General features: G+C 62.1%; 20 protein-coding genes and 1 tRNA gene. 6 read left to right on the top strand and 15 right to left on the bottom strand.

Annotated features, from left to right (window positions below; all coding sequences use genetic code 11):
* Positions 1 to 10 precede the first annotated feature (10 nt).
* The 3 genes from C7440_RS11730 to C7440_RS11720 all read right to left on the bottom strand — a co-directional run bounded on the left by C7440_RS11730 (position 11) and on the right by C7440_RS11720 (position 2,467).
* A complete protein-coding gene (locus C7440_RS11730; RefSeq protein WP_133244287.1) occupies positions 11 to 814 on the bottom strand; it encodes a glutathione S-transferase family protein in 804 nt (267 codons plus the stop codon).
* 578 nt (positions 815 to 1,392) lie between these two features.
* Positions 1,393 to 1,469 (bottom strand) — tRNA-Pro (locus C7440_RS11725).
* Between the two features lie 74 nt (positions 1,470 to 1,543).
* On the bottom strand, positions 1,544 to 2,467 hold the full coding sequence (locus C7440_RS11720; RefSeq protein WP_116518653.1) for a LysR substrate-binding domain-containing protein: 924 nt from the start codon (positions 2,465 to 2,467) through the stop codon (positions 1,544 to 1,546).
* A gap of 220 nt (positions 2,468 to 2,687) precedes the next feature.
* Here C7440_RS11720 and C7440_RS11715 point away from each other — a divergent pair, with 220 nt between their 5' ends.
* From C7440_RS11715 to C7440_RS11700, 4 genes are all read left to right on the top strand, one after another.
* A complete protein-coding gene (locus C7440_RS11715; RefSeq protein WP_165832558.1) occupies positions 2,688 to 3,521 on the top strand; it encodes an SDR family NAD(P)-dependent oxidoreductase in 834 nt (277 codons plus the stop codon).
* Between the two features lie 48 nt (positions 3,522 to 3,569).
* Positions 3,570 to 4,577, top strand: a complete 1,008-nt coding sequence (locus C7440_RS11710; RefSeq protein ID WP_243410895.1) for an ABC transporter substrate-binding protein — start codon at positions 3,570 to 3,572, stop codon at positions 4,575 to 4,577.
* 32 nt (positions 4,578 to 4,609) lie between these two features.
* The gene (locus tag C7440_RS11705) at positions 4,610 to 5,908 is read left to right on the top strand and encodes a Rieske 2Fe-2S domain-containing protein (protein WP_116518650.1); all 1,299 of its coding nucleotides are present in this window, start codon (positions 4,610 to 4,612) and stop codon (positions 5,906 to 5,908) included.
* A gap of 81 nt (positions 5,909 to 5,989) precedes the next feature.
* Positions 5,990 to 7,033 carry an ABC transporter substrate-binding protein gene (locus C7440_RS11700; protein WP_017524667.1) on the top strand — a complete coding sequence of 348 codons (1,044 nt, stop codon included), beginning with the start codon at positions 5,990 to 5,992 and terminating at the stop codon, positions 7,031 to 7,033.
* A gap of 73 nt (positions 7,034 to 7,106) precedes the next feature.
* On the opposite strand, the gene pstB is transcribed toward C7440_RS11700, so the two are convergent.
* From pstB to ppk1, 5 genes are all read right to left on the bottom strand, one after another.
* Positions 7,107 to 7,883: a phosphate ABC transporter ATP-binding protein PstB gene (gene pstB / locus C7440_RS11695; protein ID WP_116518649.1), complete on the bottom strand. Its 777-nt coding sequence runs from the start codon at positions 7,881 to 7,883 to the stop codon at positions 7,107 to 7,109.
* A 44-nt stretch (positions 7,884 to 7,927) separates the two neighbouring features.
* Complete coding sequence (gene pstA / locus C7440_RS11690) at positions 7,928 to 8,788, bottom strand: phosphate ABC transporter permease PstA (RefSeq protein ID WP_116518648.1); 861 nt, start codon at positions 8,786 to 8,788, stop codon at positions 7,928 to 7,930.
* 6 nt (positions 8,789 to 8,794) lie between these two features.
* Positions 8,795 to 9,733 carry a phosphate ABC transporter permease subunit PstC gene (gene pstC / locus C7440_RS11685; protein WP_017524670.1) on the bottom strand — a complete coding sequence of 313 codons (939 nt, stop codon included), beginning with the start codon at positions 9,731 to 9,733 and terminating at the stop codon, positions 8,795 to 8,797.
* 162 nt (positions 9,734 to 9,895) lie between these two features.
* Positions 9,896 to 10,939, bottom strand: a complete 1,044-nt coding sequence (gene pstS, locus C7440_RS11680) for a phosphate ABC transporter substrate-binding protein PstS (RefSeq protein WP_017524671.1) — start codon at positions 10,937 to 10,939, stop codon at positions 9,896 to 9,898.
* A gap of 132 nt (positions 10,940 to 11,071) precedes the next feature.
* Positions 11,072 to 13,138 (bottom strand): polyphosphate kinase 1, encoded by a 2,067-nt coding sequence (gene ppk1, locus C7440_RS11675; protein WP_116518647.1) that lies wholly within the window; start codon positions 13,136 to 13,138, stop codon positions 11,072 to 11,074.
* Positions 13,139 to 13,317: 179 nt separating this feature from the next.
* Between ppk1 and C7440_RS11670 the strand changes: the two genes are divergently transcribed.
* Positions 13,318 to 14,805 (top strand): Ppx/GppA phosphatase family protein, encoded by a 1,488-nt coding sequence (locus C7440_RS11670; RefSeq protein ID WP_116518646.1) that lies wholly within the window; start codon positions 13,318 to 13,320, stop codon positions 14,803 to 14,805.
* A 31-nt stretch (positions 14,806 to 14,836) separates the two neighbouring features.
* On the opposite strand, the gene C7440_RS11665 is transcribed toward C7440_RS11670, so the two are convergent.
* From C7440_RS11665 to C7440_RS11645, 5 genes are all read right to left on the bottom strand, one after another.
* Positions 14,837 to 15,619 (bottom strand): GNAT family N-acetyltransferase, encoded by a 783-nt coding sequence (locus tag C7440_RS11665; protein WP_017524674.1) that lies wholly within the window; start codon positions 15,617 to 15,619, stop codon positions 14,837 to 14,839.
* A gap of 65 nt (positions 15,620 to 15,684) precedes the next feature.
* On the bottom strand, positions 15,685 to 17,034 hold the full coding sequence (gene glmM, locus C7440_RS11660; RefSeq protein WP_017524675.1) for a phosphoglucosamine mutase: 1,350 nt from the start codon (positions 17,032 to 17,034) through the stop codon (positions 15,685 to 15,687).
* Positions 17,031 to 17,870 carry a dihydropteroate synthase gene (gene folP, locus C7440_RS11655; protein ID WP_017524676.1) on the bottom strand — a complete coding sequence of 280 codons (840 nt, stop codon included), beginning with the start codon at positions 17,868 to 17,870 and terminating at the stop codon, positions 17,031 to 17,033. Before folP ends, glmM begins: the two co-directional genes overlap by 4 nt.
* Positions 17,871 to 17,893: 23 nt before the next feature.
* Entirely contained in the window at positions 17,894 to 19,789 is a 1,896-nt protein-coding gene (gene ftsH, locus C7440_RS11650) for an ATP-dependent zinc metalloprotease FtsH (protein ID WP_017524677.1), read from the bottom strand.
* Positions 19,790 to 19,863: 74 nt separating this feature from the next.
* Complete coding sequence (locus C7440_RS11645; protein WP_116518645.1) at positions 19,864 to 20,538, bottom strand: RlmE family RNA methyltransferase; 675 nt, start codon at positions 20,536 to 20,538, stop codon at positions 19,864 to 19,866.
* Positions 20,539 to 20,555: 17 nt separating this feature from the next.
* Here C7440_RS11645 and C7440_RS11640 point away from each other — a divergent pair, with 17 nt between their 5' ends.
* Positions 20,556 to 21,110: a YhbY family RNA-binding protein gene (locus C7440_RS11640; protein WP_116518644.1), complete on the top strand. Its 555-nt coding sequence runs from the start codon at positions 20,556 to 20,558 to the stop codon at positions 21,108 to 21,110.
* Between the two features lie 206 nt (positions 21,111 to 21,316).
* On the opposite strand, the gene greA is transcribed toward C7440_RS11640, so the two are convergent.
* A complete protein-coding gene (gene greA / locus C7440_RS11635; protein WP_116518643.1) occupies positions 21,317 to 21,793 on the bottom strand; it encodes a transcription elongation factor GreA in 477 nt (158 codons plus the stop codon).
* Between the two features lie 291 nt (positions 21,794 to 22,084).
* Positions 22,085 to 23,404 (bottom strand): solute carrier family 23 protein, encoded by a 1,320-nt coding sequence (locus tag C7440_RS11630; protein WP_116518642.1) that lies wholly within the window; start codon positions 23,402 to 23,404, stop codon positions 22,085 to 22,087.
* Between the last annotated feature and the right edge of the window lie 56 nt (positions 23,405 to 23,460).

Raw genomic sequence — 23,460 nt, 5'->3', positions numbered from 1 at the left:
CACGCTAGAGTCATCGAGTTAAATTGAGCGGCTGCGAGGTGAGGTTCACCTCTTCATACCCGCCGCCTGATTCGTCCGGCCACTCAACGGCGACCTTGAATGCGGGCCGGGCCGATAGCTGGCTGTACCATCTCGCTACGTTCGGGCGCCTCGTATCAGACCAGAACTGCTCTGCCCCTAAGGCATACAGTCGATACATGTAGGGAGCGATGCAAATATCCGCCAACGAGAAAGTTCCGACGATCCACTGGTGCCCGTTGGCGTCAGGCCCAAATTCCGGCGACGACAATATGGCTTCGACCTTGTCCAGGAGGAGCTGGATATTTTCGTTGCACTCAGCGAGCTCATGTTCATCAATGTCGCCGCGAAGCGCACGACCGTGCAGGTCCTTCAGATATCGAGACGGCCTCTTTTCGGCATATGCGTGCAGCGCATCCTCGCCCCAGCGGCGGCGCAGCTTCGGCAAGATGTACTTCATCAGGGTCAGCTTCACAATCGGGGTGAAGTCGTCTTCACAGGCTTTGTTGAATTCGCGCATGCGTGCCCGCGCGATTGGATCGGAAGGGCTGAGCGACGGTCCGTCGAATACTTCGTCGATGTATTCGTTGATGACAAGCGATTCGCGCACTGGCACGCCATTGTGAACCAGCGCTGGAACCACGCCGTTGGGGCTGATTGCCAAATATGAAGGCTGCAGCTGGTCGAATTTGAACAAGTCGATATAGCGGCTAACCCATTCGACGCCTTTCTCTTCAAGCGCCATCCGAACGCGTACCGAGCATACCGAACTCCAGAAGTGATATAGCTCTACCATGCTTTTGTCTCCCAAGTGACATGTCTGTATTTGCAACCGATGCCCACGGCAATACAGGAATCGATCGAGCCAACAAATGGTTGTTTAAACAACCTTCCATGGCGCAATTAAAGCACTTAATGGTTGCTTAAACAACCTTACGTTTACCCTAATATGACTCGGATCCGGATCGTTCGTCGTTCCGTGTGTACGCGTCTGGCGACTATCAGGCGTGGTACACAAACAACGCAGCACCCAGGCATTGGAGCAATGCTTGAAAGAGGTGACGGTTGAGGCGATGACGGCGCACCCGTCAGAGCGCCCTGACCGGCCGGTCGAGATGCCGCCATGCGACTGCTTTGAGGCCTAGAGGCAAACTCGTGTGGAACGCAGACATCTCACATAGCAATGGAAGCCGGATCGCCTTGCACGTATGCGATGCCGGCTATAAGTCGTTCGTTGGAAGACGAAGCGGAAGAAAGCGTCACCGCCCCCCGAGAAGAGGTACGAATAATAGTAGAGAGGCTGCGAATTTTCGACAGCAAAACAAAGGGCTTGCACAATGTATCGTGCAAGCCCTTTGTTTAATTAGAAATTTGTGGTCGGGGCGACATGATTCGAACATGCGACCCTCTGGTCCCAAACCAGATGCGCTACCAGACTGCGCCACGCCCCGACAAAGACGGCCATTCTAGCATGAACGGCATGCCTTTTTCGGGGCGGCGGCAAGGCTCGTGAAAGGCGGCCGGCTCAGGCAAGGCTCCGCTCTTGCGCGGCCCCCGACTTGTGCAGCTCGTCAAACAGCCAGTCGCGAAACGCCGCCACTTTCTCGGACGGCGGCGAAGTGCGAGGATAGACCAGGTAATAAGCCCCGCGAGCCTTTGCCGTGTGCTCCAAAGGCCTTACCAGGGCCCCTGACGCCAATTCGTCCTGAATCATCAAGGGGTCCAGCACAGCCACGCCCAGGCCCGACTTGGTTGCCTCGATGACGAGGTTGCGGTTCTCCAGCATGAGCTCTTTGGCCTCGCGCGGCGGCTCCATCTGCACCGACTCGAACCACACGCCCCACTCGTCCAGCCGCTTGCCGTCCAGACCCGACTTGACGCGCAGCAGGTGGTGCCGCGACAAGTCGCTGGGCTGATTCAAGGGCCTGTCGCGCGTGATGGCGCTGGGCGCGCACGCAACGATCAGGCTGACCTTGCGCAGCAGCTCGAACCCCAGTCCCGGGGCGGGCGTGCTGCCGTAGTAGATGGCGCAGTCGACGCCGTTGTGCTGGAAGTCTATGGGCTGCGCTGAAATACGGATTTCAATGCTGGCATAGGCCTTCTGGAAGCTGGCGAAGCGCGGCAGCAGCCAGCGCATGGCAATCGTGGCCATGGAGCTGACCACCAGCACGTCCTTCTTGTCGGCAGAGCGCGCATTGTGCAGCGCCACGCCCAGCCGGGCCAGGCAGGCGTCCACTTCTTCGTGCAGGTCGCGGCCCTTGTCGGTGAATGCCAGGCCTCTTCCGGTGCGCGTGAACAGGCGCACCCCCAACTGGCTTTCGAGCATGCCCAATTGGTGGCTCAAGGCGGATGGCGTCAGGTTCAGCTCTTCGGACGCGCGCGCGAGATTCAGATGCTTGCCTATTACCTGGAAGCTGCGCAGAAAATTGAGTGTCGGCTGGAATGACATGAAATCAACGCTTCCGGCAAATGCGATTGGGAAAATGGCGCCAGGCTCGAGTGGCACCCGGCCTGTCCTGTGAATGATTGTAGGGCAAGAATCAAATTTTGCTCATGTCAGAGTTTCCGAAATATCGCTTCATGGCGCCGGCATGCGCCGCTACACTTTTTTCAAGCCAAGGCATGGCCGCGCATTTCGCAAGCCGCCGAACCCTCAACCGGAAAAACACATGGGCAGCGAGACACAGCAAGAACACCCCGGCCTGAAGCCCGGCATGGCGCGCCTGGAAGGCAAGGTGGCCATCGTAACGGGCGCCAACAGCGGCATCGGGCGCGCCACCGCGCGTCTTTTCGCCCGCGAAGGGGCCAGGGTACTGTGTTGCGACATCCAGCAGGACATCCGGCCCAGAATAGACGAGCTCATCGGGCTGGACGGCGGCTCGGCGCTTTATGCCCACATCGACGTCAGCCGCCAGCAGGACTGTGAGCGCATGGTGGACATGGCCCTGGACCGCCTGGGCGGCCTGGACATCCTGTTCAACAACGCGGGGGGCTCGGTACGCAAGAAGGCCCATGAATTCACCGATGCCGAATGGCATTTCGTGCTCGACTTGAACCTGAATTCCATGTTCCGCGCGGCCAGGGCGGCCCTGCCGCATTTCATGAAGCAAGGCAGCGGCAATATTGTCAGCAATGCCTCGACGCGCTCCTTCATGGTGTCGCCCGACTATTCCGCCTACTGCGCCACCAAGGCTGCGATGATGAACCTTACGCGCTCCCTGGCACTCGACTATGGCCCCTATGGCGTCAGGGTCAACTGCGTCTGTCCGGGGTCCATAGACACGCCCAGGTTCCGGGGTTTTCCGCCCCGCTCCGAGCTGGCCGGCGACGGCCCGCAACAAGAGAAGATGCGCGCACGCTCCATTCAGAGCACGAAGGCCCTGCATCGCATGGGCACGCCCGAGGAAGTCGCCTACGCCGTGCTCTTTCTTGCCAGCGACGAATCTTCATTCATTACAGGCCACGGCCTGGTCATTGACGGTGGGCAGACCATCGCCATATAGCCCCGGCGCGCGCGCCGCAACCAAGAAAGGACGACGATGAGCCCTCTGATGAAGTCCCTCTCCTGTCTGCTGGCCGGCATGCTGATGGCGGCGGCGCAGGCCCATGCCGAACCCTCCGGCCCGCAGGGCGACCGCAGCCAAAGACTGCTGGAGCAAGCCGGCAAGGAAGGCGAACTATCCATATATACCTCGATGGCCGAGAAAGACATTTCCCGGCTCGTCAAGGCGTTCGAAACCAAATATGGCATCAAGACCAAGGTATGGCGGTCAGGCACCGACAACGTACTGCAGCGCATCATCTCAGAGGCGCGCGCCGGACGCGATGAAGTCGACTTCGTGCTCAGCACGGCCCCGGAAATGGAAGCGCTGCACCGCGAGGGCCTGTTGCGCCCTGTCGACTCTCCGCTGCAGCGCGAACTGATTCCCGAGGCCTTGCCCGAGCACCGCGAGTGGACCGGCATGCGGGTATATGTCTATGTTCAGGCATACAACACGCAACGCATCCGCCCGGAAGATCTGCCGCGCAGCTATCAAGACCTGCTCGATCCAAAGTGGAAGGGCAAACTGGGGGTCGAATCCAAGCATGAGTGGTTCTATACGCTGGTGCAGTCCATGGGCGAGGAGCAAGGCTTGCGTTTTTTCCGCAAGATGGTGGCCACCAATGGAATGACCATACGCAAGGGCAGCACGCTTACGGCCAACCTCGTCAGTGCCGGCGAAGTGCCGCTTGCATTGAACCTGTATCTGCACGTGGTCGAGCCGCTGCTCGCCAAGCAGGCGCCGATAGACTATCTGTCGCTGTCTCCGACCATTGCATCCACGGACGGCATAGCCATTATGCGCGGTGCCAGGCACCCCCATTCCGCCGAGCTTTTCTATGACTTTCTTCTGAGCGACGGCCAGAAGATTCTGGCCGACAACTCGATCAGCACCAATCGCCGCGACGAGGCCGTTCTGGCCCGCTTCAAGCCCATCGTTTTCAGCGACCCGGTGCGCATTCTGGACAGCTATGAAAAATGGGACAAGCTGTTCGACGACGTCGCGCACGGCCACTGATCGACCATTACGCAACCGCAGCAAGGAGTGACATGACGACCGCCGAACAAAATGCATTGTTGACGCAGACCGGCCCGGGCACGCCGATGGGCGAGCTGTTCCGCCGCTACTGGATACCCGCCCTGCTGCCGCAGGAATTGCCGGAGCCCGACTGCCCTCCTGTCCGCATCCAGCTCTTGTCGGAACGGCTGCTTGCCTTCCGCGACAGCCAGGGCAGGCTGGGGCTGATAGACGAATTCTGCGCGCATCGCGGGGTGTCGCTATGGTTCGGGCGTAACGAAGAGGACGGCCTACGCTGCCCCTATCACGGCTGGAAGTACGACGTTACCGGCCAGTGCGTCGACGTTCCCTCCGAGCCGCAAGAGCGCGGCTATTGCAAGACCATAAAGCTGCGCGCCTACCCGCTGGTCGAGCATGGCGGCGTGCTGTGGACCTACATGGGCCCGCCCGACAAGCAGCCGCCGCTGCCCGCCTATGAATGGGCCACCGTGCCCGAGGGCCAGCGCTATGTCTCGAAACGGCAGCAGGACTGTAACTACCTGCAGCTCATGGAAGGAGGCCTGGACTCCTTCCACTCCATATTTCTGCACAGCATGTCGGCCAGCGCCGACCCCCTGCTGAAGCGCGACCCTCAAAGCATCGCCCACATAAAAGAAGACCCCCGGCCGGCATTCATACCCCTGGAATCCCCCGGCGGCCTGTATATTGCCACCCGGCGCAACCAGAGCGACAGTAATTACTACTGGCGCGTCACGCAATGGCTGATGCCCTGCACCAGCCTCTTCCCCCCGTACAAGGGCAACCCCCACGGCGGCCACGCCTGGGTTCCCATCGACGACGAACACGCCTACACGTTCAGCTTCGACTACCATCCCGACCGGCCCTTCAACCAGGAAGAGATGGACGCCATGCTCGAAGGCCGCGGCATTCACTGCAAGACCATACCGGGCACCTTCCGCCCCCTGGCCAACAAGGACAACGACTACCTGATGGACAGGCAGGCCCAGAAAGAAGGCCGCAGCTACTGCGGCGTCATGGGTTTCGGCGAGCAGGACGCGGCCGTGCAGGAAAGCATGGGCCCCATAGAAGACCGCAGCAAGGAGCATCTGGTCGGTACCGACAAAGGCATCATCATGACTCGCCAGCGGCTGCTCAAGGCAGCGAAAATGGTGCAAGAAGGCGTGCTTCCTCCGGGCCTGGACGCCGCATCCCAGCGCGTGCGCGCGTTCTCTTCAGTGCTGCCGCGCGACGCCGCCTTGCACTCGGCCCCCGAAATGCAGGTATCGGCCGAAGGCGTCGAACAGCCTGCGACCCAGGGCCTGCCGACATGACTACACGGGCACGCAAATAGCACGCCTCTATGTTGCGAATGCCCGCCACAGCAGTACTTGCAGCCGGAATAGGAGACAAACATGCGTTCATTTCTGCTTGCCGTCGCCGTACTCTGTTTCGCCATGGGCCCGGCGGTCGCCGCGGGCCCTCAAGAGCTCCAGGCGCTGGCCGCCTACGACGGGCCCGATTACCTTGACCGGCTGCTGAACGAAGCCCGCAAGGAAGGGGAACTGACCCTGTACACCTCGGCCACCATGGAGGACATAACGGCGGTCAACGATGCGTTTGAAAAGAAATACGGCATCAAGGTGAACGTCTGGCGCGCCGGAGCCGACAAGGTCCTGCAAAGAGTGGTCACCGAGGCCCAGGGCAAGCGCTACGACGTGGACGTCATCGAGGCAAGCACGCCCGCGCTCGAATCCCTGCATCGCGAGCGCCTGCTGGCGGCCGTGCGTTCGCCCCGCCACGCCGGCCTGATCGAGGGCGCTGTGCCCCCGCACCGGGAATGGGTGGGTTCGCGCCTGAACGTGTTCGTTCATGCCTACAACACTGAACTGGTGCGCAAGCAAGACCTGCCGAAATCGTACCAAGAGCTCGCCGACCCCAAATGGAAAGGCAAGCTGGGGATAGAAGCCGCCGATGAAGACTGGTTCGCCAATGTGGTGGACTCGCTGGGCGAAGAGCAAGGCCTGGCGCTGTTCAGGAAGATCGTCGCCACCAACGGCATATCGGTGCGCAAGGGGCATACGCTGCTGACCAATATGGTGGCCTCGGGCGAGGTGCCCTTCGCATTGACCGTATACAACTTCACCGCCGAGCAGTTCAAGCAGGAAGGCGCCCCGCTGGACTGGTTCGTCATGCCGCCGGCCATTGCGCGCGCAAACGGCCTGGCCGTGCCCCGCCAGGCGCCCCATCCACATGCCGCCCTGCTTTACTACGATTTCTCGATCAGCGAAGAGGGCCAGCAGATTCTGGCCGACCGCAACTTCGTGCCCACCAGCTCCAATATCCAGAGTGCATTGGGCAACACGCCGATGAAGCTGGTCGATGTGGCCAAGCTGCTGGACGAAGCCGACAAATGGACCAATCTCTACGAGCAGATATTCATCAAGCAGGCAAGATGATCAGCATTGCGCGCGGGCTGGCGCGGCGCCCGCCTGAACCGCCCGGCAACGCGCCCGGGATGCCGGGCGCGTGTCAGCCGAAACGGCCCGTGATGTAGTCTTCGGTCTCTTTGCGCGCCGGCTTGACGAAGATGCTGTCGGTTTCGCCGAACTCCATGAGCTCGCCCAGGTACATGTAGGCGGTGTAGTCGGAACAACGCGCCGCCTGCTGCATATTGTGCGTGACGATGACCACGGTGTAGTCGGTCTTGAGCTCGGTGATCAGCTCTTCGATCTTGGCGGTTGAAATGGGGTCGAGGGCCGAGCAGGGCTCGTCCAGCAACAGCACTTCAGGCTTGATGGCCACGCCGCGCGCTATGCACAGGCGCTGCTGCTGCCCGCCCGAAAGGCCGTTGCCGCTCTGGCCGAGCTTGTCCTTGACTTCATTCCACAACGCCGCCTTGGTCAGGGCCCACTCGACGCGCTCGTCCATCTCGCCCTTGCTGAGCCTTTCAAACAGGCGCACGCCAAAGGCGATGTTGTCGTAGATGCTCATGGGAAACGGCGTAGGCTTCTGGAAGACCATGCCGACCTTGGCCCGGATGAGGGAAATGTCCATCTTGGACGTCAGCAGGTTCTCGCCGTCAAGGTTGATCTCGCCCTCGGCACGCTGGCCCGGATACAGCTCGTACATGCGGTTGAAGGTGCGCAGCAGCGTCGACTTGCCGCAACCCGAAGGCCCGATGAATGCCGTGACCTTGTTCTCGCGGATGGACATGTTGACGTTGTGGATGGCCTGGTACTTGCCATAGTAGAAGTTCAGGTCCTTGACTTCGAGCTTGACGCGTTCTGCGGGCTGAGCGGTGTTCATGGTCGATTTCCCGGGCGGGCCCAGCGGGGCCCGCCGCTATTTATTTACTTGCGAAAGAGAGAACGGGCGGCGATGTTGATGCCGAGCACGAGCAGTGTAATGAGTACGGCGCCCGCCCAGGCCAGGCGGTTCCAGTCCTCGAACGGACTGGCCGCGTACTGGAAGATCACGACGGGCAGGTTGGCGAGGGGCGCGCCCATGTTCCAGGACATGAACTGGTTGTTCAGGGCCGTGAACAGCAGGGGCGCGGTCTCGCCCGAGATGCGCGCAACCGCCAGCAGGACGCCGGTGATGATGCCGGATATCGAGGCCCTGTAGCAGATCATGGTGATGATGCGCCATTGGGGGCAGCCCAGTGCCGCGGCGGCCTCACGCAGGCTGTTGGGCACCAGGGACAGCATGTTGTCGGTAGAGCGCACCACGACCGGGATGACCAGGATGGCCAGCGCAAACGAGCCCGCCCAGCCCGAGTAATGCCCTACCTGGGCCACATAGATGGCATAGATGAACAGGCCGATCACGATCGAGGGCGCGGAAAGCAGCACGTCGTTCAGGAAGCGGGTGGCGGGCGCCAGCCAGCCGCGCCGGCCGTACTCGGCCAGGAAGGTTCCGGCCAGGATGCCGATAGGCGTGCCGATAAGGGTGGCCACCGCCGCCATCATCACGCTGCCCACGATGGCGTTCATGAGGCCGCCGTCTTGACCCGGAGGGGGCGTGGCCTCGGTGAGCAGGGTGAATGAAAGCGCCCCGCCGCCCTTGATGATGAGCGTAAGAATGATCCAGAACAGCCAGAACAGGCCGAACACGAGCGCGGCGGACGACAGCGTCAGCATGAGCCGGTTGGTGCGCTGGCGCTTCTTGTATACCTTGTTGTCGAGGGAGACGATGGAATCGGAATTGAACATGGTGGCCTACCGCGAGGTTCCTTCGTTTTTGGACAGGCGCAGCAACAGCACCTTGGAGAAAGCCAGCACGACCGTGGTGATCAGGAACAGGATCAGGCCCAGCTGCAGCAATGCGGCTTTTTGCATGCCGCCCGCTTCATTGAATTCGTTTGCCAGCGCCGAAGCGATGGAATTGGAAGGCGAGAAAATGGAAGTCGGCAGGTTGAAGGCGTTGCCGATGACGAAGGTGACCGCCATGGTTTCGCCCAGGGCCCGCCCCAGGCCCAGCATAATGCCCCCGATCACGCCATGCTTGGTGTAGGGCAGCACCACCTTCCAGATGACCTCCCACGTAGTGCCCCCCAAGCCGTAGGCGGATTCTTTCAGCAGGGGTGGCACCAGCTCGAACACGTCGCGCATCACGGCGGTAATGAAGGGTATCACCATGATGGACAGGATGAGACCGGCGGTGAACACGCCTATGCCGAACGGCGGACCCGAAAACACCTGGCTCAGCACGGGTATGCCCGAAAACGCCTGAATGACGTAAGGCTGTATGTACTGCTGGAATATGGGCACGAACACGAACAGGCCCCACATGCCGTAGATGATAGAGGGAATGGCCGCCAGCATCTCGATGGCCGTACCCAGGGGCCGGCGCAGCCATACCGGCGACAGCTCGGTAAGAAACATGGCGATGCCGAAGGACACCGGCACGGCGATAAGCAAGGCAATGAACGACGAAAGCACGGTTCCGACAATAGGAACCAGGGCGCCATAATTGTGCGTCACCGGATTCCAGTCATTGGTCCACAGAAAGGCAAACCCGAACTCGGCAATGGACTCGCGGCTGCCATAGATCAGCGAGATCATGATGGCGGCGAGCAGGATGAACACCAGGAAGGCGAACGTTCGTGTCATATTCTTGAATATGACGTCCATCAGGGCATTTTGGTTTTTCTTCATGACTGCTCGTGCATGCGGTTCGCGGCGGCCTGGAATGGGTTCACGCGATGACCTCGTCGGAAGTGGGCGGAATACGCAATTTTTACACAACAAAGACGATGCCATGAAACACGGCATCGTCTTTGCGGGGGTTGGACAAGGGCCAAACCCCGATTGTAACGATTACTTCCAGATCGCCGAGCCGTCGGCAGCCTTGATGTCGGAGGCCCAGGCAGCGCGGATCTGATCAGCGATCGAGTCGGGCATCGGCACGTAGTCGAGCTCGATGGCCATGTCGTCGCCCTTCTTGAATGCCCAGTCGAAGAAGGCCAGGACCTCTTTGCCGTTTTCGGGCTTGCCCTGCTTCTTGTGAACCAGGATGAAGGAAGCCGCCGTAACAGGCCAGGATTCGGCGCCGGGCTCGTTGGTCAGCACCACGCCCATGCCGGGAGCGCTCTTCCAGTCGGCATTGGCCGCGGCGGCCGCAAAGGCTTCTTGCGAAGGCTGGACGAACTTGCCTTCCTGGTTCTTGAGCTGGGTCCAGGACAGCTGGTTTTGCTTGGCATAGGCGTATTCGACGTAGCCGATGGAGTTCTTCAGCTGGCGGACATAGGCGGCGACGCCCTCGTTGCCCTTGCCGCCCTGGCCTGTGGGCCACTTGACGGCCTTGCCTTCACCAACGGTTTCTTTCCAGGCGGGCGAAACCTTGGAGAGGTAGTTTGTCCAGCCGAAGGTCGTGCCCGAACCGTCGGAACGGTGGACGACAACGATGTCGGCGCCGGGCAGGGACAGCCCGGGGTTCATTTCCTTGACGGCGGGATCGTCCCACTTCTTGATCTTGCCCAGGAAGATGTCGGCCACGACGGGGCCCGACAGCTTGAGTTCGCCGGGCTTGACGCCGTCGATGTTGACCACGGGCACCGTGCCGCCCACGATGGCCGGGAACTGGAACAGCTCGTTCTTTTCAAGATCGGCGGCCTTCATGGGGTCGTCCGATGCGCCGAAATCGACCGTCTTGGCGATGATCTGCTGCTGGCCGCCACCCGATCCGATCGACTGGTAGTTGATGCGGTTGCCGGTTTCCTGCTGGTACTGGGCAGCCCACTTTGCATAGATGGGATAGGGGAACGACGCGCCAGCGCCGGTAATGTCGGCCGCCTGGGCGGCCAAAGTAGCGGCGCCGAAGGCGATACCGACCGCGGCTTGCAATATTACGCGTTTGAACATCGAACAATCCTCTTGATTTTCAGGTCAAATAACAGGTGGCTACCTGCACGGACTGAATGTTAAACAGCAAATATGACAGGTTAATGACATATGGCGGCCTGCCAGGCCCCGGCCCGGCAAGCGGTGTTCCCGCTACTGCATGAGCTGCTTCTGGATGTTGAAAGGCCTGCCCCGGGCGCGCACCTTTACATAGCCGCCGTCGGGCAATGCGCGCCATGCCAGCTGATTATCCCGTAATGCGTACATGAAGGCCTCTTTTATTACACGTTTTTTCAATGCGGGATCATTCACCGGCGCACCCAGTTCGACGCGCCGGAAGAAGTTGCGGTCCATCCAGTCGGCCGACGAAAGATAAACCAGCTCTTCGCCATCGGCGTAGAAATAGAAAACGCGCGAATGCTCGAGGAACCGGCCCACGATGGAGCGCAAGCGTATGTTCGACGACAGCCCCGGCACGCCGGCGCGCAGGGCGCATGCGCCCCGCACCACGAGGTCGATGCGCACGCCCGCCTGGCTGGCCTTGTAGAGCTCTTCGATGATGGTGGGCTCGAGCAGCGAGTTCATCTTGGCCATGATGCGGGCCTTGCGCCCCGCGGCCGCAGCCTCGGCCTCGCGGCGTATGAGCGCCACCATGGTGTCGTGCAGGGTAAAGGGCGATTGAAGCAGCGACTTGAGGGCGGGTTTTTCGCCCAGGCCTGTCAATAGCGAGAATACCTTGTCCATGTCGGCGCAAATGGTCTGGTCCGCCGTAAGCAGACCGAAATCGGTGTACAGCCGGGCCGTGCGCGAATGGTAGTTGCCCGTGCCCAGGTGGCCATAGCGGCGGATGCGCCCGTTTTCGCGGCGCAGCACCAGCGCCATCTTGGCGTGGGTCTTGTGCCCCACCACGCCGTAGCTGACATGGGCGCCCACTTCTTCGAGCTTGGCCGCCCAGCCGATATTGGTCTGTTCGTCGAAGCGCGCCATGAGCTCGACGATGACGGTAACCTCTTTGCCCGCCCTGGCCGCCGACAACAGCAGGCTCATCAGTTCGGAATCTTCGCCCGTGCGGTAGATGGTCTGCTTGATGGCCACAACGGCCGGATCGCGGGCGGCGGCCGACAAAAACGCCAGCACCGGCTCGAACGACTGGTAGGGGTGATGAAGCAGATGGTCGCGCTCGGCAATGGCCTCGAATAGCGCCGGAGGGTCGTCCGCAACCATGTCGAACGGCGCGGGAACACGCGGGCGATATTCGGGAAAAAGCAGGTCTGGGCGGTCGATGGCGTTGCACAACTGCATCAGCCGCGAAAGATTGACCGGCCCGTCGACCCGATAGGTGTCCTGCGGCTGCAGGGCAAACTCTTGCTGCAGGTAGCGCTCGAGATGCTCGGGCATCTCGTGATCGATCTCGAGCCTGACCGCGGCCCCGAAATTGCGTTGCGACAGCTCGCCCTGCAGCGCCAGGCGCAGGTTGGTGATTTCTTCTTCGTCGACGAACAGGTCGCTGTTGCGCGTGACCCGCCACTGATAGCAGCCCTTGACCTCGAGCCCCCGGAACAGCTCGCCCACGAACTCGCTGATGAGGGAGGTAAGCATGATGTAGCCATGCTCGACGCCCGATATGCCGGACGGCACCTGCATGACGCGGGACAAGGCCCGGGGAGCCTGCACGATGGCGATGGCCGCCCGCCGCCCGAATGCATCGATGCCCGACAGGGCGACGATGAAATTGAGGCTTTTGTTGTAAACGCGCGGAAACGGGTGGGCCGGATCGAGCCCTATGGGCGTGAGCATGGGCATGACGTCGCGCATGAAGGCCGCTTTTGCCCAGGCGCGCTGGGCTTCGTCCCATTCGGCGGGGTCAAGTATGACAATACCCTCGAGAGCCATCAGGGGCAGAACCTCTTCGTTCAGCAGGCGGTGCTGGCGCTCGATGAGCGCGTGCGTGGCCTCTTGTACCCGCTCGAAAGCCTGGGCCGGCGTGTAGCCGTCTTCGGCCGTAATGTTGGCATGCTGGGCCAGTTGCTCTTTCAGACTCGAAATGCGTATTTCAAAGAACTCGTCGAGATTCGAGCTGACAATGCACAGATAGCGCAGGCGTTCGAGCAGCGGTGTGTCGGGATACTCGGCCATGGCAAGCACCCTTTCATTGAACTTGAGCAGGGACAGCTCGCGATTGAGCAGCTTGGGCGTAGCGGACGAGTAGTCGGAAGGCATGCGATATGACCTGTTGCGGAATAAACGAGCGTTTTACTGCACTTTTTTTACACTATCATGACAGGGGGCCCAGGCAGCCGCAAGCAGTTGCAAATACCCTTGTCCGGGCTAAGGCGGCGAATTCATCTTTATAATCTCGTGAACCCGGTTCGGACCTGCCAACGCCAAACACAGCCATCATGGATTATCTTCTCGCCGCCGTCGACCTCGGCTCGAACAGCTTTCGACTCTCCATCGGACGCGTCGAACAGAACAATGGCAATGCCCAGATCTACGCCGTCGACAGGCTGAAAGAGTCGGTCCAGCTGGCCGCGGGGCTCGATTCTCATCAAAACCTCAGTGCCGCGGCGGTCGAGCGCGCCCTGGCCGTGCTCAAGCGCTACGGAGAGCGGCTTCAGGGCTTTCATCCCAATCGGGTGCGAGCCGTCGCCACCAACACCTTCCGCGTGGCACGCAACATCGCCGAGATCCTGCCCCTGGCCGAGGCCGCCCTGGGCTTTCCCATCGAGGTGATCTCGGGCGCCGAAGAGGCCCGCCTCATCTATTCCGGCGTGGCCAACGAGCTGGCGCCCTCACGCGACAAGCGCCTGGTCATCGACATCGGCGGCGGCTCGACCGAAGTCATCCTGGGACAAAGCTTCGAGCCGCTACACCTGGCTTCGCTCAACATGGGCTGCGTCAGTTTCAGCCGCCGCTATTTTCCCGATGGCCGGATCACCGCCCAGCGCATGGAACAGGCGCGAATCGCCGCGCGCGGCGAGCTCCAGGGCATCGCGCGCCGCTACCGGAAAACCGGCTGGCAGCAGGCCTACGGCTCCTCGGGCACCGCCAAAGGGCTGCTGGCCATCCTCGCCGAAGGGGGCATGTCCAGAAAAGGCATTACCCTGGAAGGCATGGAAAAGCTGCAGGCCAGGCTCATCAAGGACGGCAAGGTCGTCATGCAGAACCTGCCCGGCATCAAGGCGGCGCGCGCACCCGTGCTGCCGGGGGGACTGGCCATCATGATGGCGGCCTTCCACGAACTGAAGATCGACCTCATGCTGCCCGGCGAAGGCGCGCTGCGGGTCGGCGTTTTGTACGACCTGCTCGGCCGCGACTCAGAGCACGACAAGCGCGACGAAACCGTTACCCTTTACCAGAAACGCTATCAGGTCGACGTCAAGCAGGCCGAGCGGGTACGTAAGGCGGCCCTGAGCCTGTTCGAGCCACTGGCCGGCTCGGGCGACGAGAAAGAAGAAGTCGCCCAGGCCCTGGGATGGGCCGCCAGCCTGCACGAGGTGGGCTTGTCGATTACCCAGGCCAATTACCACCGCCACAGCGCCTACATACTTCAGCACGCCGACATGCCGGGGTTTTCGAACGATGACCAGGCGGTGCTGGCGTGGCTTGCCCAGAGCCTGCAGGGCAAGCTCAACAAAAAGGGCACATACCCGGCCACACGGCTTCAGTGGCAGGCTCTGCTGTGCCTGCGCCTGGCCACCCTGCTGTGCCGGCGCCGGGAAGACCTCGACTCGCTGCCGCTGTCGCTCGAGATCAAAGAGGGCACCATCAAGACCAAGGTGCTGAAATCGTGGCTGGCCACCCACGCATTGTCGGAATACTCGCTGCAGCGCGAAGCCTGCGAGTGGAACAAGACCGACTTCAATTTCAAGCTGATCGAGCAATAAGCCCGGGCCCCACGGGGATCAAGGACAGGCCTTAATCGAGCCCGAAATGCTTGCGATAGCGAGGCTCGACCTTGGCGATATCGAGCAGCACGGGGAAGTCGGCGGTGTTGAAGTCGGGGTCCCAGGCGGGTTCGCCGCATATAGAGGCCCCCAGCGCGAGATAGCCCTTGATGAGCGGCGGCACGCGGGCAGGCAGTTCGCTGTTGAGGCGCTCGACCGGATAGCGGTGGCGCGGCGTGACGTGGGGCACGTCGGGGCGCGCGGCCATGCTTTTCTTGGCGGCGCGCCACACCTCGGCGGCCGTGACGCCGTCGTCGCGCAGGCTGACGCTGGCGCACCCCAATACGTATTGATAGCCGCCCTGCTGCATCAGGGCCGCGATGCCCGACCAAAGCAGCATAATGACCGACCCCTTGCGGTAGTCGGCATGAATGCATGAACGCCCCACCTCGGCCAGCGATGAACGTATGCCGTCGAGTGAAGAGATGTCGAACTCGGATTCGGAATAATAGCCGCCCGCCTTGATGGCATTGGCGGGCGTAAGCAGGCGATAGGTGCCCACCACGCGGCCGCTGCCCGCCTCGGTAACCATGAAGTGCTCGCACCAGGGATCGAAACGGTCGGAATCGAGCCCGTCGACCGCGTCGGGGAACACGGCGTTCATTTCTTTGGTGAAGACGTCGTAACGCAGGCGCTGAATGGCCTCGAGCTCTTCATTGGTGCGGGCCAAACCGAGCACCAGGCCCCCGGTCGAATGCTCTGACCATGTGGCTCCGACTTCTGGTTCGTCGTTGACTCGCGCAAGCTCTAGCATAAATATCACTCCACAGACATTGTGCCATTATGGCAGCGGAATGTTTCAGGTATTTGATGACTACGTTAACGCTTTGTTAAGTCGACCGCAACCAGTTCCCGCACACCCTGTTGCGCCAGTTGCAAGTCTTCGGCCTCGACCATGAGGCGCAGCTTGGGCTCGGTGCCCGAAGCGCGTATCAATACGCGGCCACGGCCGTTGAGTTCGCGCTCGACACGCTCTTTCGCCTGGGCCAGGCCAGGATGGGACTCCCACTGCGTTCCGGGCTGCAAGGGCACGTTGACCATTTCTTGCGGATACATCTTCAGGTCGCCGACCGTCTCCGCAAGGCTCTGGCCGCTGCGGCGCACGGCGGTAAGCACCTGCAGCGCGGCGATGATGCCGTCGCCCGTAGTGTGGCAATCGAGACACAGCAGGTGTCCCGAGCTTTCGCCGCCATACAGCCAGCCCTTCTGCAGCATGCTTTCAAGCACGTAGCGGTCGCCGACCTTGGCGCGGTCAAAGCCTATGCCCATGGCCTTCATGCGCTTTTCAAAACCGAAATTGGTCATCAGCGTGCCGACCACGCCGGCGACCTCGCCCTGTGCCAGGCGGTCGCGCACTATGGCGTACAGCAGCTCGTCGCCGTTGTAGAGGCGCCCGGCCTGGTCCACCATCTGCAGCCGATCGGCATCGCCGTCGAGCGCGATGCCGACGTGGGCGCCCCGCTTCTGCACTTCGGCGATCATGGCTTCGGGATGAAGCGCACCCACGCCCTCGTTGATGTTGAAGCCATCGGGCTGGCAGCCGATGGGAAACACTTCGGCGCCCAGTTCGCGGAAAACGTGGGGCGCGATCTGGTAGGCGGCGCCGTGCGCGGCGTCGACCACGATCTTCATGCCCGACAGGTCGAGCTCGTTGGGAAAAGTGCTTTTGCAGAATTCGATGTAGCGGCCCGAGGCGTCGTCTATGCGCCGCGCGCGTCCGAGTGCTTCAGAGCCGACGCAGCCCAGCGGCTGATCGATTGCGGCCTCGATCTGCTCTTCGACCTCGTCGGGCAGCTTCATGCCCTGGGCCGAAAAGAACTTGATGCCGTTGTCTTGGTAGGGGTTGTGTGAAGCGCTGATGACCACGCCGGCGGCCAGGCGCAGCGCGCGGGTCAGGTAGGCCACCGCCGGCGTGGGCACGGGGCCGGCCAGCAATACATCGACACCGGCCGCGGACAGGCCGGCCTCGAGCGCCGATTCGAGCATATAGCCCGAGATGCGCGTGTCTTTGCCTATGACCACCGTGGGCCGGCCACGTATGGGGTTGTGCTGCCTGGCCAACACCTGGCCGGCGGCGTAGCCCAGGCGCAGGGTGAATTCGGGGTTGATGGTGGGGCCGCCCACTTCACCGCGCACCCCGTCGGTGCCGAAATACTTGCGCTGACTCATCCGGAGACTCCGTTTTGTACTGTCTGCCACACCTTGATGGCATCGACCGTTTGCGCCACGTCATGAACGCGCACCATGGCGGCGCCGCGGACAATGCCCGCAAGCGCCCCGGCGATGCTGCCACCCAGGCGCTGGTCGGGTTCACGGCCGGTGACATGCCCTATCATCGACTTGCGAGACAGGGCCACCAGCCAGGGGTAATCGTCGAAGAAAAGATCTTGCAGGCGGCGCAGAAGCTCGTAGTTGTGCTCGGCCGTCTTGCCAAAGCCGAAGCCCGGGTCAAGCACCACACGCTGGGGGTGCACCCCCAGCGTCCTCAGGGCCTCGATGCGCTCGAGCATGAAGCTGCGCACCTCGGCCACCACGTCGGCGTAGCAAGGCGCCTGCTGCATGGTGCGCGGTTCGCCCTGCATGTGCATGACGCAAAGCCCGCAATACGAAGCAGCGACGGCCTCGAGGGCGCCTGGCTGGCGAAACCCGTAGATGTCGTTGATCATGTCGGCGCCGGCATCGAGGACGCCGCGCATCACCTCGGGCTTGAACGTGTCGACGGACAGCGCTGCGCCGCAATCGCGCAGGCCTTCCAGCACGGGCAGCAGGCGGTCGATTTCTTCTTGCAGGCCCACCGGGGTCGCGCCCGGACGCGTGGATTCGGCGCCGATGTCGATAATGTCGGCGCCTTCGGCGGCAAGCTTCAGGCCGTGCGCAATGGCGGCGTCGGTTTCGAAATGGCGCGATCCGTCGGAAAACGAATCGGGGGTGACGTTGAGGATCCCCATGACCACGGGGCGCTCGAGCGAAAGCTCGAAGCGCCCGCAGAGCAGCTTGGCGCTCATGGATGTATCACGGCTACCTGTTGCTATACAGGCGTGGCGGCGGTGCTGCCGCTGCCGCCACCCACCGCCGGCGCGCCGGCCGGCGGCGTGGGCGAGTCGGGCGTATCGAAGTTCTTGGGCGGACGCGGGGCGCGCCCTTCCATGATGTCGTCGATCTGGTCGGAGTCGATGGTCTCCCACTCGAGCAGGGCAGCCGCCATGGCCTCCATCTTGTCGCGATTGCCTTCGATGATGTCGCGCGCCACGGTGTACTGCTCGTCGATGATCTTGCGGATTTCCTGGTCGACCTTCTGCATGGTGGACTCGGACACGTGCGTGGTTTTGGTTACGCTGCGCCCCAGGAAGACCTCGCCCTCGTTTTCGGCGTAGACAACAGGACCGAGGGAATCGGTCATGCCGTAGCGGGTGACGATGTCGCGCGCAATGGCGGTGGCGCGCTCGAAGTCGTTGGAGGCCCCGGTGGTCATCTGGTTCATGAAGACTTCTTCGGCGATACGGCCGCCAAACAGCACCGCGATCGTGTTGAGCAGGCGTTCTTTGTCCATGCTGTAGCGGTCGCCTTCAGGCAACTGCATGGTGACGCCCAGCGCCCGGCCGCGCGGGATGATGGTGACCTTGTGCACAGGGTCGGTCTTGGGCAGGCTGCGTGCCACCAGCGCATGGCCCGACTCGTGATAAGCCGTGTTGCGGCGCTCTTCTTCGGGCATGACCAGGGTGCGGCGCTCGGCCCCCATGATGATTTTGTCTTTGGCCTTTTCGAAGTCGCTCATGTCGACCGTGCGGCCATTGCGGCGCGCGGCAAACAGCGCGGCCTCGTTGACCAGGTTGGCCAGGTCGGCGCCCGAAAAGCCCGGCGTGCCGCGCGCGAGAATGAGCGCGTCGACGTTGGGGGCCAGGGGCACCTTGCGCATGTGCACCTTGAGAATCTGCTCGCGGCCGCGAATGTCGGGCAGCGACACCACCACCTGGCGGTCGAAGCGGCCGGGACGCAAGAGCGCCGGGTCGAGCACGTCAGGACGGTTGGTGGCCGCTACCACCAGCACACCCTGGCCGGTTTCGAAGCCGTCCATCTCGACCAGCAACTGGTTGAGGGTTTGCTCGCGCTCGTCGTTGCCGCCGCCCAGGCCGGCGCCGCGCTGGCGGCCCACCGCGTCGATTTCGTCGATGAAGATGATGCAGGGGGCCTGCTTCTTGGCGTTCTCGAACATGTCGCGCACGCGGGCCGCGCCCACGCCGACGAACATTTCAACGAAGTCGGAACCCGAGATGCTGAAGAAAGGCACCTTGGCTTCGCCGGCAATGGCCTTGGCCAGCAAGGTCTTGCCCGTGCCCGGAGGGCCGACCAGCAGCACGCCGCGGGGGATGCGGCCGCCCAGGCGCTGGAACTTGGTGGGGTCGCGAAGGAAGTCGACCAGCTCGGTGACGTCTTCTTTGGCCTCATCGCAGCCCGCGACATCGGAGAAGGTGATGTTGTTGGTGTTTTCGTCCATCATGCGGGCGCGCGACTTGCCGAAGCTGAAGGCCCCGCCCTTGCCGCCACCCTGCATCTGGCGCATGAAGAAGATCCACACGCCGATGAGCAGCAGCATGGGGAACCACGAAATGAACAGGCTGGTAAGGAAGGAGGGCTCTTCGCGCGCCTTGCCCGAGACCTCGACGCCCGCCTTGACCAGCTCGGGAACCATCCAGAGGTCGCCCGGAGAGGTGAGGCTGTACGGGCGGCCGGAATCAGGCGTTACATACAGGGTGTCGCCCTGGATGTCGACCTTGCTGATCTTGCCCGCCTGCGCGTCGGACATGAACTGGGTGTACGTTACCGATTCGGTGGATGCGACGCGGCCATCGAACTGCTTGAAGACAGTGAAGAGCACCAGCGCGATCACCATCCATATGGCAACCTTGGAAAACGAGTTGTTCAAAGCCAACCTCCTACGTAACCTCGACCTGACTCACCGCCCCGCGTTCTTGGCAGCCGATCAGGAACTTGAATGATTCATTCTAACCCGACAGAACGAACGTCGCTTTGGTTTTCCCGGGCTTTCAGGCCTCGGGCAACCAGAAATGTTTCAGACGATTTATCGCGCGAAGCCTTGGGCTTGCGCTCGACGACCCGCCGGAAATGCTGCTTGAACAACTCGACTATCTGGGAAAAGCCGCTGCCGTGGAACGCCTTGACGATCAAGGCGCCCTCGGGCCGCAGATGCTGCAGGGCGAAGTCGAGCGCCAGTTCGCATACGTGCTGGATACGAGCCGAATCGGCCGAACCCACTCCGGATAAATTGGGGGCCATGTCGGAAATCACAAGATCGACCTGCGAATCGCCCACAATTTGTTTCAATTGCGCCAGCACGGCGTCGTCGCGGAAATCGCCCTGGATGAACTCGACACCGGCAACGGGTTCCATGGGCAGCATGTCCAGGGCGATGATGCGCCCCTGCACCACGCCGCCCGGCCCGGCCAGGCGCTCTCGCGCCACCTGGGACCAGCTGCCGGGAGCCGACCCCAGGTCGACCACGAGGTCGCCCTTGTTCATCAGTTTCTCTGCCTCGATGATCTCGAGCAGCTTGAAGGCGGCGCGGGCGCGGTAGCCCTTTTGTTGCGCCAATTTCACATATGGATCATTGATGTGCTGCTGAATCCAGTTTTTTGAGAATTTTTTCTTGGCCATTCCCGTACAATTCCATTATGCCCAAACTAGACATTACATCCCAAGAACGCAGCGCCCTGCGCGCCGCCGCCCACCCGCTGCATCCCGTCGTCATGATCGGCGACAAGGGCCTGACTCCGGCCGTTCTTAAAGAAATCGACCTCAATCTTACGGCCCATGAACTTATAAAAATAAGGGTCAATGGCCAAGAGCGCGCCCAGCGCGACACCACCCTGGAAACCATCTGCGACGCCCTGTCGTGCGCCGCCGTGCACCACCTGGGCAAAACCTTGATTATCTACCGGCCCGACGCAGAAAAAGCCGCAGCCGAAGAACAGGCCCGCAACGCCACGCGGGCGCGCCGCAAGCCCACCGAGCCCTATGTTTCCAAAAAACAGGCGGCCTCGGGCGCAAAGCCGGCCCGCAAGCCTCGTCGCCCGGCCGACGAGGGCGCTTCGGGCGCCCGGCCCGCACGGCGGGCCGCACAGGCCCCCTCGCCCGCCCATGGCATTCCGCGCCGCAGCACAGGCAGCGCCCTGACACTGCGCGCCGGCGTGCGCCGCGGCAGGGCCGCAGACACCCGCAAGCGATAAACGCCCGCTTCAGTCGCCGGGGCGGCCGGAAATAGCAATACAGCGCAGAAACAATAAAGCCCTACACGATTGTGTGGGCTTTTTTTTGCCCCGGGGCTTTATGCCCGCCGGGCCCTGGCATGAATGCCTGTAAAGCGACGACAACGGCCGGCCATTTTACACGTCCGCAAGCCTGGCTTTGCGAACGCGGCCGCACCGGCCGGCGCTTAGATGTAACTGATACCGACCACTTCGTATTCACGAATGCCGGCAGGCGCCTTGACTTCGACGACGTCGCCTTCGGCCTTGCCGATAAGCGCGCGGGCCACAGGGCTGGAGACCGAGATGCGGTTGGCGCGGATGTCGGCCTCGGCATCGCCCACGATCTGGTAGGTAAGGCGCTCGCCCGACTCGAGGTCTTCGATTTCGACGGTTGCGCCGAACACAGCGGTGCCGTCGACGTCGAGCGCCGTGGGGTCGATGATTTGCGCATTGGAAAGCGTGCCCTCGAGCTCCTGGATACGGCCCTCGACAAAAGCCTGGCGCTCGCGCGCGGCTTCGTACTCGGCGTTCTCGGACAGGTCGCCCTGAGCCCGCGCCTCGGCGATGGCGTTGATGACCTCGGGGCGCTCGACGGTTTTCAAGCGATGCAGTTCTTGTTGCAAGCGTTCAGCGCCGCTTGCTGTCAATGGTATGGCAGCCATGGTGTTCCTGAATGAAAAGTAAAAAGACGCTCCGCAACGAGGGAGCGCCTCTGTAAAGAGTGCCGTCGGTGGAGCACCGGCGGCGATCAGCAAGGACTAACTGGAAGTTGGGTTCTTGAGCTGGCTCTTTAACTATGAAAACAAGGAGTTTTTATGATTTAAAGCAAAACCCCGGCTCTCCTGAACCGGGGGTGCATAAGTTATTGTCGGCAAAGTTGGGGCAAATTGCAAGCCCCCCTGCCCCGGGTTATTGCCGTTTTGTGACAAGCCCTTGGTTTGCCCGCGCCGGACTCAGCGTCGCGCGCGGCAGGCGCTAAGCAGAGCGTACAAAATGATGGCGCCGAAGGTGGCCGTTCCGATGCCGTCCAGCTTGAAGGCGCCGAAGGCGATGGAGAAATTGCCTGCGCCCAGCACCAGCGTGACCGCCGCGACGATAAGGTTGCGGTTATCGCTGAAGTCGACCTGGTTCACAACCCAGATGCGGGCGCCCGCCACGGCAATGAGGCCGAACACCACGACCGACATGCCGCCCAGCACCGGCCCCGGAATCAGCTGGATGAGTGCGCCGAACTTGGGCGAGAAACCCAGCAAGATGGCGATGAAGGCCGCCACCACGAAGACCAGCGAGGAATAGATGCGCGTCACGGTCATTACGCCGATGTTCTCGGCATAGGTGGTCACGCCCGTGCCGCCCACCGAGCCCGATATCATGGTGGCCACCCCGTCGCCGACAAAGGCGCGGCCCAGGTAGACGTCCAGGTTGCGGCCCGTCATGGCGCTGACGGCCTTGATGTGGCCCAGGTTCTCGGCCACGAGAATAATGGCCACGGGAGCGATGATGCTGATGGCATGGAAATTGAATACGGGGCTGGCAAAGTGCGGCAGGCCCAGCCATGGCGCCGTCGCCACGCCGCTGAAGTCCAGCGGCTTGCCCAGGCCCAGGCCGTTGGCCAGCACGGCGTAAATGACGCAGGAAAGCAGCAGGCCCACCAGTATCAGCAGGCGCTGGGTGGTGCCGCGCGTATAGACGCCGACCCCGCCCACGCAAAGTACGGTAAGAAGCGCCATGAGGGCCTCGAAGGTGCTGCCGCCCATGGCGCCCCGGGCCGCGATGGGCGCCAGGTTCAGGCCGATGACGGCAACGATGGCGCCTGTGACCACGGGCGGCATCAGCCGGTCTATCCATTGGGCGCCGCCGCCCGAACGGGCATTCAGCCACCAGACGACCAGGCCTATCAGCGTGTACACCAGGCCGCAGACGATGATGGCGCCCAGGGCAAGGCCGATATTGGCATTGGGACCGGCGCCGGCATAGCCGGTTACCGCGATGACACCGCCGATGAAGGCGAAACTGGAGCCCAGGTAGCTGGGCACCCGGCCTCCCACAAACAGGAAGAAGATGAGCGTGCCGATGCCCGACATCAATATGGCGACGTTCGGGTCGAAACCCATCAGCAGCGGGGCCAGGATGGTGGACCCGAACATGGCCACGACGTGCTGGGCGCCCATGGCCAGGCTCTGCGGCGCCGACAGGTACTCGTCGGGCTGCACCACCATGTTTTCACTCTTGTTCAGTACAGGCTTCCAGCGGGGGAAATAAGATTGCGACATTGTCCATGCCTTATTGATTATTGATTGAAGGAGCAGCGCTGGGGCCAGAGTTTACG

Source organism: Pusillimonas noertemannii (assembly GCF_003096595.1).
Lineage (GTDB): Bacteria > Pseudomonadota > Gammaproteobacteria > Burkholderiales > Burkholderiaceae_B > Pusillimonas > Pusillimonas noertemannii.
This window is presented reverse-complemented; position numbering and strand designations above follow the sequence as displayed.